The organism is Kitasatospora sp. NBC_01287 (assembly GCF_026340565.1).
In the GTDB taxonomy this organism is placed as follows: Bacteria; Actinomycetota; Actinomycetes; order Streptomycetales; family Streptomycetaceae; genus Kitasatospora.
In genome coordinates, this window is the sequence record NZ_JAPEPB010000001.1 from 5,467,794 (window position 1) to 5,480,754 (window position 12,961).

The following is a 12,961-nucleotide window of genomic DNA, read 5'->3' on the forward strand; positions in this document are numbered from 1 at the left end:
GAACCCGGGGCGGGCGCCACTCGTCCTCTGTGGGGGAGAGGCCCAGCGCGGGAGGGAGAGCCGGATGGGTGACGTGCAGCCGTGGCCGCCTGCGGGGGGCCGTCCCGACTACCCGGGTCGGCCGCAGGCCGGGTGGCCGCAGGTGCCGCAGGCCACCGGGTACGCCGCGATGCGCGCCGCCCACACCGACCGCGACCGCACGGTGGACGTGCTGAAGGCCGCGTACGCCGAGGGCCGGCTGAACGCCGACGAGTACTCCGCGCGCTTCGACCTGGCCCACCAGGCCCAGACCTACGGGCAGCTGGCGCAGCTGGTCGGCGATCTGCCCAGCGGCCCGATGCCGGGTCCGATGCCCGGCCCGGCGGCCCCGATCGGCCCGCCGATCCCGACCACCTTCCTGCCGGCGCCGGTCCCGGCGCCCAGCAACAACGGCATGGCCGTCGCCTCGCTGGTCCTCGGCCTGCTCTGCGCGCCCTCGCTCGGCGTCCTGGGGATCCCGGCGCTGGTCACCGGCCACCTGGCCCGCCAGCAGATCCGCCGCACCCGGGAGGCCGGTGACGGGTTGGCGACGTTCGGCTTGGTGATGGGCTACCTCTCGGTGGCCGGGTGGAGCATGGTGCTGCTCCTGTCGATGGTGTTCGCGATGGGCAACGGCTGACCGGCCCGCCGGACTCCCCGGTCGCCGCCCGCGAGCGGCTGTGATATGGGCCCCGCGCCCCGCCGGACGTGCCCGGCGCGGGCCGCCGATACCGCCACGACCAGCCAAGTCCCATTTGTTTTGACCGCGCCCGATGCGCTAGGTACGCTCTGACCTTGTGCCTGGGGTGTCCCCGGGTCCTTGTGCGTGCAAGCACACCGGCCGCCGCGCGTCTCGCGCACCGGCGCCGCCGCTGCACAGAGCACCATGGATTCCGCGATCTTCCTCAACTCGCCGAGCGAGTCGGAAGTGGCCCAACACACCCGACCTCGCGGGTCGGCGTGAGCTGGGAACACCACAGGTTAGTTTCACCCAGCCTTGGCACACAGAAAACGGAGAAACGGTGCCTACGATCCAGCAGCTGGTCCGAAAGGGCCGGCAGGACAAGGTCGAGAAGAACAAGACGCCCGCGCTGAAGGGCTCCCCCCAGCGCCGTGGCGTCTGCACGCGTGTGTACACGACCACCCCGAAGAAGCCGAACTCGGCGCTTCGTAAGGTCGCCCGTGTGCGCCTCACCAGCGGGATCGAGGTCACCGCTTACATCCCCGGCGAGGGCCACAACCTGCAGGAGCACTCCATCGTGCTCGTGCGCGGCGGTCGTGTGAAGGACCTTCCTGGTGTCCGCTACAAGATCATCCGCGGCTCGCTCGACACCCAGGGTGTCAAGAACCGCAAGCAGGCCCGCAGCCGCTACGGCGCCAAGAAGGAGAAGTAAGAATGCCTCGTAAGGGCCCCGCCCCGAAGCGCCCGGTCATCATCGACCCGGTTTACGGCTCCCCGCTGGTGACCTCGCTGGTCAACAAGATCCTGCTGCACGGCAAGCGCTCCACCGCCGAGCGGATCGTGTACGGCGCCCTGGAGGGCGTCCGTGAGAAGACCGGCTCCGACCCCGTCGTGACGCTGAAGCGCGCGCTGGAGAACGTCAAGCCGGCCCTCGAGGTCAAGTCCCGCCGCGTCGGTGGCGCCACCTACCAGGTGCCGGTCGAGGTCCGCCCCGGCCGCGCCAGCACCCTGGCGCTGCGCTGGATGGTCGGCTACTCCCGCGCCCGTCGCGAGAAGACCATGACCGAGCGTCTGATGAACGAGATCCTCGACGCCTCCAACGGCCTGGGCGCCTCCGTGAAGCGTCGCGAGGACACCCACAAGATGGCCGAGTCCAACAAGGCCTTCGCGCACTACCGCTGGTAGTCCCTACCCCGTCACTAGACAGAGAGAGAACGAGCCACCATGGCTGCAACCTCCCTTGACCTCGCCAAGGTCCGCAACATCGGGATCATGGCGCACATCGACGCGGGCAAGACCACCACCACCGAGCGGATCCTGTTCTACACCGGTGTCTCGTACAAGATCGGTGAGGTCCACGATGGCGCTGCCACCATGGACTGGATGGAGCAGGAGCAGGAGCGCGGCATCACGATCACGTCGGCCGCGACGACCTGTCACTGGACGCTCGATGACAGCGACCACACGATCAACATCATCGACACCCCGGGCCACGTCGACTTCACCGTCGAGGTGGAGCGTTCGCTCCGCGTGCTCGACGGTGGCGTGACGGTGTTCGACGGCGTCGCCGGTGTCGAGCCCCAGTCCGAGACCGTGTGGCGGCAGGCTGACCGCTACGGCGTCCCGCGCATCTGCTTCATCAACAAGCTGGACCGCACGGGCGCCAACTTCTTCTTCTGCGTGCAGACGATCAAGGACCGCCTCGGTGCGACCGCGCTCGTCATGCAGCTGCCGATCGGCGCCGAGGGTGACTTCATCGGTGTCGTCGACCTGGTGAAGATGAAGGCCCTGGTCTGGTCGCCCGAGGCGACCAAGGGCGAGATGTACGACACCGTCGACATCCCGGCCGACCTGGCCGAGCAGGCCGCGGAGTACCGCGAGCAGCTGATCGACATCGTGTCGAGCACCAGCGACGAGGTGATGGAGCTCGCCCTCGAGGGCGAGGACATCCCCGAGGAGGTGCTGATCGCGGCGATTCGCAAGGGCACCCTGGCCTCGGACTTCACGCCGATCTTCTGCGGCTCCGCGTTCAAGAACAAGGGCGTCCAGCCCCTGCTCGACGCGGTCGTGAAGTACCTGCCGTCGCCCCTCGACATCGAGGGCATCGAGGGCACCAAGCCGGGCAACGCCGAGGAGAAGATCGTCCGTCAGGCTTCTGACGACGAGCCCCTCGCCGCCCTCGCGTTCAAGATCATGTCTGACCCGCACCTGGGCAAGCTGACCTTCGTCCGCGTGTACTCCGGCCGCCTGGAGTCCGGCACCTCGGTGCTGAACTCGGTCAAGGGCAAGAAGGAGCGCATCGGCAAGATCTACCGCATGCACGCGAACAAGCGTGAGGAGATCGACTCGGTGGGCGCCGGCGACATCATCGCCGTGATGGGTCTCAAGCAGACCACCACCGGTGAGACGCTGAGCGACGAGAAGCACCCGGTCGTCCTGGAGTCCATGGACTTCCCGGCCCCGGTCATCCGCGTCGCCATCGAGCCCAAGTCCAAGGGCGACCAGGAGAAGCTGGGTGTCGCCATCCAGCGTCTCGCGGAGGAGGACCCCTCCTTCCAGGTCAACACGGACGAGGAGACCGGCCAGACCATCATCGCGGGTATGGGCGAGCTGCACCTCGAGGTGCTGGTCGACCGTATGCGCCGTGAGTTCAAGGTCGAGGCCAACGTCGGCAAGCCGCAGGTCGCGTACCGCGAGACGATCCGCAAGGCCGTCGAGCGGATCGACTACACGCACAAGAAGCAGACCGGTGGCTCCGGCCAGTTCGCGAAGATCCAGATCGCGATCGAGCCGATCGAGTCCGGCGAGGGCTACGAGTTCGTCAACAAGGTCACCGGTGGCCGTGTGCCGAGGGAGTACATCCCCTCGGTCGACGCCGGCTGCCAGGAGGCCATGGAGTTCGGCGTGCTCGCCGGTTACCCGCTCCAGGGTGTCCGCGTGACGCTGCTCGACGGTGCCTCGCACGACGTCGACTCCTCCGAGCTCGCGTTCAAGATCGCCGGCTCGATGGCCTTCAAGGAAGGCGCCCGCAAGGCCTCCCCGGCCCTGCTGGAGCCGATGATGGCCGTCGAGGTCACCACGCCCGAGGACTACATGGGCGAGGTCATCGGCGACATCAACTCTCGTCGTGGCCAGATCCGGTCCATGGACGAGCGTCACGGTGCCCGCGTGGTCAACGCGCTGGTGCCGCTCTCCGAGATGTTCGGCTACGTCGGTGACCTGCGCAGCAAGACCTCTGGTCGCGCGAGCTACTCGATGCAGTTCGACTCGTACGCCGAGGTTCCGCGGAACGTGGCGGACGACATCATCGCGAAGTCCAAGGGCGAGTGACGTCCCGCAATCGGGATGAATCACAACCCTTAGGCTTACTGGAGGCAAACCCGGCGGGGTCGCACCGACCCCGCCGGCGCCTCCGGCCCCCATCCGCGGGACGGTACGGAGCTGCAACCAGCACTCCGCACCACAACCCGATCAAAGACCAACTGACGTCGTACGGCGTACAGAACTGTCCTCAGGAGGACTGCAGTGGCGAAGGCGAAGTTCGAGCGGACGAAGCCCCACGTCAACATCGGCACCATCGGTCACATTGACCACGGTAAGACGACCCTTACCGCGGCCATCACCAAGGTGCTGCACGACGCGTACCCGGACATCAACCCCTTCACGCCGTTCGACCAGATCGACAAGGCGCCGGAGGAGCGGCAGCGCGGTATCACCATCTCGATCGCGCACGTCGAGTACCAGACCGAGGCGCGTCACTACGCCCACGTCGACTGCCCCGGTCACGCGGACTACATCAAGAACATGATCACCGGTGCGGCCCAGATGGACGGTGCGATCCTCGTCGTCGCCGCCACCGACGGCCCGATGCCGCAGACCAAGGAGCACGTCCTCCTGGCCCGCCAGGTCGGCGTTCCCTACATCGTGGTCGCCCTGAACAAGGCCGACATGGTGGACGACGAGGAGATCCTGGAGCTCGTCGAGCTCGAGGTCCGTGAGCTCCTCTCCGAGTACGAGTTCCCGGGCGACGACCTGCCGGTCGTCCGCGTCTCCGCGCTGAAGGCGCTGGAGGGCGACAAGGAGTGGGGCGAGAAGCTCCTCGGCCTGATGGCCGCGGTCGACGAGTCGATCCCGACCCCGGCCCGTGCCGTGGACCAGCCGTTCCTGATGCCGATCGAGGACGTCTTCACGATCACCGGTCGTGGCACCGTCGTCACCGGTCGTATCGAGCGTGGCATCCTCAAGGTCAACGAGACTGTCGACATCATCGGCATCAAGGAGACCAAGACCACCACCACGGTCACCGGCATCGAGATGTTCCGCAAGCTGCTCGACGAGGGCCAGGCCGGTGAGAACGTCGGTCTGCTCCTCCGTGGCATCAAGCGCGAGGACGTCGAGCGCGGCCAGGTCATCATCAAGCCGGGTTCGGTCACGCCGCACACCGACTTCGAGGCCCAGTCCTACATCCTGTCGAAGGACGAGGGTGGCCGTCACACCCCCTTCTTCAACAACTACCGCCCGCAGTTCTACTTCCGTACCACGGACGTGACCGGCGTCGTGACCCTCCCCGAGGGCACCGAGATGGTCATGCCGGGCGACAACACCGCCATGACGGTCGCGCTGATCCAGCCGATCGCCATGGAGGAGGGCCTCAAGTTCGCCATCCGTGAGGGTGGCCGGACCGTCGGCGCCGGCCAGGTCACCAAGATCATCAAGTAGTTCGATGCTCTGACCACCGGTCGCTGAGGACCTGGTGGATCCCCTCGGGGATCCACCAGGTCCTCAGGCATTTCCACACCTGTGCCGCGATACGATCCGACGGTGCACCAGGCTCCCTGCGTACGCGGCGGCGTGGCGGCGAACCGCTCCCGGCCGGAGCACGCGCGAGCAGGACTCGCCTGAAGGGGCACTCCGCTGTGTCGGTGATGCCTTCCACGCCCGAAACGGCGATCCGGGACGGCCTGGTGGCCGACAGCGTCACTGCGTCGCGCGCGCGTCGGCCTGGGCGGCGCAGCCGGCCGGTCCTGCTCGGCTGCCTCGCGGCACCCTGGCCGCTGCCGACGGGGCTGATCGTCCTGCACACCGGCAGGTGCTGGCGCCGATCCTGGTGCTCGCGGTTGCCGCCGGCGGTGCCCTCGCCTTCGGCCTGGGGTTCTCGTTCTTCTCCGCGATCCAGCACGTCGGCGGCTGCGCGTTCCTGCACCAGGAGGCGGCCAGGTCCTACCTGATCCCGCCTTCGGAGGTGACCACCCACAGGGCTCGCGCTTCCCGCCGGCCTGGATCGACGCGCCGGCCCACTCCTCGGCGGACCCGGGCCCGGGCATCGGCACGATGAACCGCTACCTCCTCGCGGCCTGTGCCCTGCTGTGTGGCGCGTCGGTCCGGGCGGCCCGCGTCTGCGCGGCTGGCGCAGTACAGCGGCCTGCTCCGTCGTCGCCGCGCTGACGCCGTCCGGCAACTACCAGGTGGTGAGCGATCCGCAGAACCTGTGGACCCAGTCCTACGGTCGGACCTTCTCCGGCTGTTGAGCCTGTTTACCGGGCGCGCACTGGCGCCCGCTACTATTCATTCAATCGCACGAAGGAGCCGGCCTCGTGCGGAGACTGTTGCCGCGGTCGGCCCCTTGAATGCGATGGTCCTGTGATGAAGAACGCGATCGCAAGGCTGCTGGGTGTGCTGCCTCCAGGGGCCCGCCTCGTGGTCGGCGGTACGGTGACGCTGGGGGCGTCGGCCTACGTCTACATGGCGCTGGTGGGTTACAGCCTGGGCACTTCGAACGCGGCCCGGGTCACCTTGCTCTGGACGATCGTGATGTCGGTGGGGTGGGGACTCTTCCAGCCGGTGGAGCTCGAGTTGACCCGGCTGGTCGCCGCTCGCAAGGTGGCCGGGGAGGGTTCGCTGCCGACCGTGCGGCGGATGCTGTTCTTCGCTCTGGCCGTCCTCGGGTTGTCGTTCGTCGTGCTGGCCGCCGCTGCCCGACCGATCGCCGACCTGGTCTTCGGCGGTGACCGCAGTCTGGTCCTCGCGCTGGCCGGTGGCCTCGTCGGCATGGCCCTCAGCTCGGTCTCCCGCGGCGCACTCGCCGGGCTCGGTCTGTTCCGCCAGTACGGGAGTCAGCTCGCCCTGGACGGCGGACTGCGGATCGGCCTGGCCATCTTGGTCGCGATGGTCGGCATCCACTCCGCGCTGGTCTTCGGCCTCATCCTGCTGGTGGCCCCGGTCACCGCCTCGGTCGTCGGCCTGCGTTCGATCCTCGCGGACAAGGCCGCCGGCTCGGCCGTCCGCTGGCGTGAACTGATCAGTGGCATGGGCTTCTTGATCGCCTCCGTGATGCTCTCCCAACTGGTCATCAACGCCTGCGTGGTCTGCGTGCGGTTGCTGGCCCCGCGATCCTCGGAAGCCTCGGACGCACTGGTGTTCGCACTCGGCCAGGCGATCGTGATGGCTCGAGTGCCGCTGTTCGCCTACAGCGCCCTGCAGGCGTCCATGGTCTCGGCCCTCTCCGGAGCCGCGGCCGCCGGCGATCACGGGGAGTTCCGCAAGGTGCTGACCAGGACCACCGCCGTGGTAGCCGCGATGTGTATCGGCTGCGGACTGCCGGTGGTTCTGCTGGGCGCCTGGCTCAACCCGTTGCTGTTCAACGCCAAGCACCTGCTCGGCCCGCTGGACTTCGCCTGGCTGGTCCTGGGCACCCTGTTCTACCTGCTGGCCACCGTCTTCGGGCAGGCCCTGATGTCGAGCTCCCAGCACCGTCGGCAGCTGCTGGGATGGGCGGCGGGTTCCGTAGCATTGGTGTGCGTCGCACTTGCGCCGGGCAATGTCGGTCTCCGGGCCGAACTCGCCTACCTGGCAGGTGCGACGGTAAGTGCGGTGTTGATGCTGTGGTCGCTCTACCGGGCGCTTCCCGGCTCACGCTCGCCCGCGGAGCCCTCCGGGCAGTTGGCGGAGGAGGACTCCACCGCTTTGATCCGCAGCGTCTGAGAGCGCGGAGAAGATCCGTGATCGGCCGATGACTTGAGCCTCAGCGAGAGACCGACCCAGGCACGCCGCAGCGTGCCCTACCCAGAGCATGGAGTCCCCGTGTCCGAGTACGACAATGTCTGGCTGGTGATTCCGGCCTACAACGAGGGCCAAGTGATCGCCGGCGTGGTGGAAGAGGCTCGCAAGATCTTCCCCAATATCGTCGTGGTCGACGACGGCTGCACCGACGACACCGCGGTGCACGTCATGACCACAGGTGCGCACCTCGTGCGGCACCCGGTCAACCTCGGCCAGGGCGCCAGTCTCCAGACCGGCCTCGCCTACGCGCTGGCCCAGCCTGGTGCGGACTACTTCGCGACCTTCGACGCGGACGGCCAGCACCAGACGGCCGACGTCGAGAAGATGGTGGCGTTGCTGCGCGAGGGCAATGTCGACGTCGTTCTCGGCTCGCGGTTCATCGAGCAGAACGGCCAGGTGCCGTGGATCAAGCGCGTGGTGCTGCGGACGGCCGCGACCGTCAGCCCCACCGCCCGCAAGCTCAAGCTCACCGATGCGCACAACGGCCTGCGGGTGCTCAACCGTGAAGCGGCATCACGAGTCCGCATCACGATGAACGGCATGGCTCACGCCTCGGAAATCGTCTCGTTCCTGGCCGGTTCCGACCTTCGGGTTGCCGAACTGCCGGTAGACATCCTGTACACCGATTACTCGCGCGCCAAGGGTCAGTCCTTGATCAACGGCGTCAACATACTCTTCGACATCTCGCTGCGGGAGCAAAGCCGCCGATGAATCATCTCTGGATACAGCTGATCCTCGTCCTGGGCGCGGTTGTCGCCGCCTTCCAGTTCATACGCCGCTGGGACCGCGCGAACACCCGTGCCTGGAAGCGCATAGCCTTCTCGCTCTTCGTGGTGGCGAACATCATCGCGGTGCTCTGGCCGACCGGCGTGACCAAGGTCGCCAGTCTGGTAGGAGTCGGCCGCGGCACCGACCTGGTGCTCTACCTGATGGTGATCGCCATGGCCTTCCTCGCGCTCAACACCTACCTGCGGTTCCGCTCGCTGGAGAAGAAGCTCACCGACCTGGCCCGCACCGTGGCGATCAACGAGGGCGTCCGCCTGAACAACGATCGCCTGGACGTCTCCGTACCGACTGAGCGGGTCTCCACGCCGGCCGAGCGCTGAGTTCGACCGCTTCGTCGCGGACACACACGAAAGAGGGCCGGCACTGGGTGCCGGCCCTCTTTCGTCGTGGACTCGACTGCGCCGCTCCGGCGCTCAGTGGGGTCAGGGACCGGCGCGGTGGCCGAAGCAGGTCTTTCGCTGTCGACGCCGGTGTCCAGGGGCCGTGCCCGGCCCCCTCGACGCACGGTCGCGACTCTCCTCACACGCCTCAGGGCCTGGTCCGCACTACGTGGACCAGGCCCTGAGGCGTGTGAGGAGAGTCGGTCAGTTGCCCAGGAGGGCGACCAGTCGGCCCAGCGGGGCCTGGCCGCGGGCCGGGTAGGGGTTGCTCTGCGAGCAGTTGAGCGTGGTCTTCGGCGGCGCGGGAGTGGTCGGCGGCTGCAGCTTCTGCGACGGATGGCACTTGCCGCCCGGGGCGAACGTCGGGCAGCCGCCGTCCAGCTTGCCCTGGGTCTGGGCGATCCAGGCCAGCGAGCCATCGCTGGAGTGCTCGGGGTTGTCCGGCATGTACTTGCTGGCGGTCGCTGAGCCCGCCATCCCGAACAGCAGTCCGAGCGAGCACAGGGCCGCGACGGCCACCCTGATCGAGGTGTGACCCGCGCTCAGGCCACGCGTGTCGGAAGACTCTGCCGCTTCCCGCCGCCAGGCCTGAAAGCGCTGGGCACCCAGGTACACGGCGAAGCCGACCAACACCAGGAAGCAGTAGAGGAGTTGGGCGCTGGTACGCGGATACAGCATCACGGCGTCGTTCTTGAACATCTGCGAGGCGTACCAGTAGCGCATCACGAACGCGCTGAGAGCGGCGGCGGCGGCCGTCAGGACCGCTGGGTTGCGCGGCGCGAGCACCACCGCCAGGCCGGCTCCGACCAGCAGTAGCAGCACGAAGAGGCCGACGCCGCCGAGCTCGCCGGGCAGCGGCCAGGTGCTCATCGTCGCGCTGCCCGGCAGGTCGCCCTGCCACATCGCGAAGTAGCTGGGCTCGGTGTAGACGTCGAAGTAGCAGTAGCGGTCGACCGCCCCGGCCGAGGACGCCAGGAACCCGGTCAGATACGTGCCGGCCGTCAGCAGGAACACCACCACCGTCGAGCCCAGTACCACCAGGCCGGTCAGCAGTGCGCGCCCGCCGCCTTCGCGACCCAACCGGTAGAGGAGGACGACGGTCAGTAGGGTGAGCCCGGCGGCCGACCAGACGAACCAGCCCGAGTACAGCAGGAACATCACCCCGACCACCAGGCCGATGGCCCCGCCGCGGATCATCGCCTCGCGCCGTCCCAGCTCGGCCGCGCGCTGCACGGTGTGCAGCAGCTTCGCCAGTACGGGAAGCAGTCCGACGAGGACGAAGGCGGTGTAGGGCTTGTAAGGGTCCATCAGGGGCAGTGCTGCGACCACGCCCAGGCCCAGGGACCACAGCGGAGGCAGCAGCAGCCGCCAGGTCAGGTAGGCGACCGGACCGAGCAGCGCGGTGAAGCCGAGGTCGACCATCTTCAGCGCGAAGCCCACATCGCCACCCGCGAAGGCCTGTGCGTACCAGGAGACGATGTGCGGGAACAGCGGCGGGTAGGTGCCGTCCATCGGCTTGCCCTGCATCAGCTGCTGCGCCCAGATCTGCAGTTGCCCCGAGTCACCGGTCTGGGCGTTGAGCGGCCACGGCGTGCCCCGCAGCGCCACCGCGACACCCGCGGCCGTGACGCCAGTGGCCAGTCCCGCGAACGCGGCGGCGGCGAAGCGGACCGAGAGCACCCGGCCGCGGCGCATGGCCGGGACGAGAGCCAACACCACGATCAGCATGAGCAGCAGCAGTTGGAGCTGGAGCGCGGCCAGACCGCTGACCTGCCCGATCCGGGACATCGGATTGGTGTCGACGAACCGTGCGAGCCAGGTGGTCAGCAGCGCGGCCGCGATGCTGACCGCGGCCTCCAGGAGCAACCACCACCGGGAGACCGATCGGTGCGCCGCCGCGTGCCCGGACCCCGAAGATCTTGGGCGGCGTCTTGATGGCCGAGGCCATAGGTCACCGCTGGGCGCATCGGGTGTGCTGATCGTCACGGACGGGATCCTTTGGCAAGGGCAACGAGAGGTTGGTTGGCGGTACACGGGTGCGGATGCTTATAGTAACCGGGCCGACCGATGCCCTCCGCCAGCAGGCGTTGCCGAATACGGCATAACGGACAGTTACGACCTCGCCGCTTAGTCGCGCTGTTTTCCGCGTTGTCCATAAGAAATCCGATCAGGAATTGCGAGGTACAGCCGCCGATGAGTGGCGTCGAGGTCGTGAAGGGCGGGATCGACGGCTCCGAGAGCGGTCCCGCGGAGCCTGAAACCGTCCTGAGCAGCCGGTTCGCCGAACTTGCCGGACGATCGTGGTTCTGGCCGGTCATCCTGGTGGGTGGGTATTTCGCCCAGTTGCTGTTCCGGATTTCTCTGGTAATCCACCGTGCTTATCCGTCGGTCCAGGCCGATGAGTCGTCGTATCTCGTGCTGGCCCGTGTTCTCGCGGGCCGGTCCGGTACCGAGATGCCCAATGACACGGTGATTCCGGGCGGTTACTCACTGCTGATATCGCCGGCGCTGCGGTTGGCCGACAACCCGGTCACCGCCTACCACCTCGTGCTCGACATCAACGCGGTCGTCAACGCGCTGATGTTCCCGCTGCTCTTCGTGGCGCTGCGCCGGCTCGCCCTGCCGCGGCCGCTGGCCGCGCTGACGGCCTTCGCCGCCGCGCTGCTTCCGCCGGTGATCTTCTACTCCGAGTTCGCCATGGCGGACGCCATCTTCCAGACCGTGGTGCTCTGTTGGGTGATCACCATGCACGGGTGGCTGTCCGAGGGCCCGCTGCGGCGCCGGTACTGGTTCGCGGGGGCTTTCGGCCTGGCGACCGGTTACGCCATGGCCGTGCACGACCGCGGCACCGTGATGGCCGTGTTCTCCGCAGTACTACTGGTGCTCGCGCTGGTCTTCAACTGGGCCCCGCGCCGCACTACGCTCACTGCTTTCGCCGTCCTCGCGGTGGGCGTGGCGGGGGCCGAGGCCCTGTCCTCCTTCCTGACCAGTCAGTTCACGGCCAAGGGCGCCGGCAATGCCAACGCGGTACTCGACGGCCTGGAGAACGGCGCGATTCTCGGCCGCACGATCGTCCGCACCTTCGGGCAGTTCTGGTACCTGATGATCTCCTCCTGGGGCATCGGCGCTATCGGTCTGGCCCTGTGCATCTTCGCGGCCTTCAGCTCGCGAATCGACCGTGCCGGCCGGATCGTCTCGGTCTGCCTGGTGCTCCTGATGGGCGGCATCGCGCTCGCCTCGGCCGCGTCGCTCGGCGACGACCCACGGATCGACAACTGGGTCTACGCCCGCTACCTCTCGCCACTGGTCCCGATCTTCTTCCTGATCGGCGCGGCCGTGCTCTACCACGTGCGTCGCCGCCACGTGCTCTTCCTGACCGTCGCCGGCCTGGGCCTGATGGTCCTGTGCGCGGAGATCGTCATCCTGTACGCGGGCAAGAACCTCTACCGCCAGGCGATCATCGCCTGGGCGATGCCCGACGCGCTGTTCATGGCCGCGGACTGGACGGCCCTGCACATCTGGCAGACCATGGCCGGCGTCACCGTCGTGGTCGCCGGCTGCGTCCTGATGCGCATGACCGGCGGCCGCCAGGTCCTCGCCGGCGTCATGGCCACCCTGGTGCTGCTGGCGACCTTCGCTACCAGCACGATCACCACCGGCGTCGCGGACACCTACGCGAAGTGGCGCAAGGTCTACGCCACCGACTTCACCAAGTCGGCCGGTGTTCAGCGGACGGACCAGGTGGCCATGGACTGGAACGTCAACTGGAACCTGCGGATGACGCAGAACTACGAGATCTACTGGGGCCGCATGTGGACCATCGACATGCTGCACGACGAGCAGCCGCCGGCCACGGCGACTCTCGCGGTGCTGCCCTACCCGCAGGACGGCGAGCCGCTGACCGCCAGCTGGCCGCATCCGCCGGCGGGTTGGCACGTCGACCGGTCGAACAAGGACACGGGCTGGGTCACCTGGCGACGGAACGGCTGACCGGATTCGGCCGATCGGCAAGCAGCTGATTGACTGGGCGCCACTC

General features: G+C 67.9%; 10 protein-coding genes. 9 read left to right on the top strand and 1 reads right to left on the bottom strand.

The window, feature by feature from the left end; all coding sequences use genetic code 11:
• Positions 1 to 64 precede the first annotated feature (64 nt).
• The 8 genes from OG455_RS23600 (at position 65) to OG455_RS23635 (ending at position 8,865) form a co-directional block, all read left to right on the top strand.
• A complete protein-coding gene (locus OG455_RS23600) occupies positions 65 to 658 on the top strand; it encodes a DUF1707 and DUF4190 domain-containing protein (protein ID WP_323185558.1) in 594 nt (197 codons plus the stop codon).
• Between the two features lie 382 nt (positions 659 to 1,040).
• Positions 1,041 to 1,412, top strand: a complete 372-nt coding sequence (gene rpsL, locus OG455_RS23605) for a 30S ribosomal protein S12 (protein WP_014144289.1) — start codon at positions 1,041 to 1,043, stop codon at positions 1,410 to 1,412.
• Positions 1,413 to 1,414: 2 nt separating this feature from the next.
• On the top strand, positions 1,415 to 1,885 hold the full coding sequence (gene rpsG, locus OG455_RS23610) for a 30S ribosomal protein S7 (protein ID WP_035848142.1): 471 nt from the start codon (positions 1,415 to 1,417) through the stop codon (positions 1,883 to 1,885).
• A 39-nt stretch (positions 1,886 to 1,924) separates the two neighbouring features.
• A complete protein-coding gene (gene fusA / locus OG455_RS23615) occupies positions 1,925 to 4,030 on the top strand; it encodes an elongation factor G (RefSeq protein WP_266296802.1) in 2,106 nt (701 codons plus the stop codon).
• Between the two features lie 195 nt (positions 4,031 to 4,225).
• Complete coding sequence (gene tuf / locus OG455_RS23620) at positions 4,226 to 5,419, top strand: elongation factor Tu (protein ID WP_266296804.1); 1,194 nt, start codon at positions 4,226 to 4,228, stop codon at positions 5,417 to 5,419.
• 924 nt (positions 5,420 to 6,343) lie between these two features.
• Complete coding sequence (locus tag OG455_RS23625) at positions 6,344 to 7,681, top strand: hypothetical protein (RefSeq protein WP_266296806.1); 1,338 nt, start codon at positions 6,344 to 6,346, stop codon at positions 7,679 to 7,681.
• A 99-nt stretch (positions 7,682 to 7,780) separates the two neighbouring features.
• Positions 7,781 to 8,470, top strand: a complete 690-nt coding sequence (locus OG455_RS23630; protein WP_266296808.1) for a glycosyltransferase family 2 protein — start codon at positions 7,781 to 7,783, stop codon at positions 8,468 to 8,470.
• Positions 8,467 to 8,865, top strand: a complete 399-nt coding sequence (locus OG455_RS23635) for a DUF2304 domain-containing protein (RefSeq protein WP_266296810.1) — start codon at positions 8,467 to 8,469, stop codon at positions 8,863 to 8,865. Before OG455_RS23630 ends, OG455_RS23635 begins: the two co-directional genes overlap by 4 nt.
• 264 nt (positions 8,866 to 9,129) lie before the next feature.
• Here OG455_RS23635 and OG455_RS23640 read toward each other — a convergent pair whose 3' ends face one another.
• Positions 9,130 to 10,791: a hypothetical protein gene (locus tag OG455_RS23640; RefSeq protein WP_266296812.1), complete on the bottom strand. Its 1,662-nt coding sequence runs from the start codon at positions 10,789 to 10,791 to the stop codon at positions 9,130 to 9,132.
• A gap of 282 nt (positions 10,792 to 11,073) precedes the next feature.
• Here OG455_RS23640 and OG455_RS23645 point away from each other — a divergent pair, with 282 nt between their 5' ends.
• Entirely contained in the window at positions 11,074 to 12,915 is a 1,842-nt protein-coding gene (locus OG455_RS23645) for a hypothetical protein (RefSeq protein ID WP_266296814.1), read from the top strand.
• Positions 12,916 to 12,961: the final 46 nt, after the last annotated feature.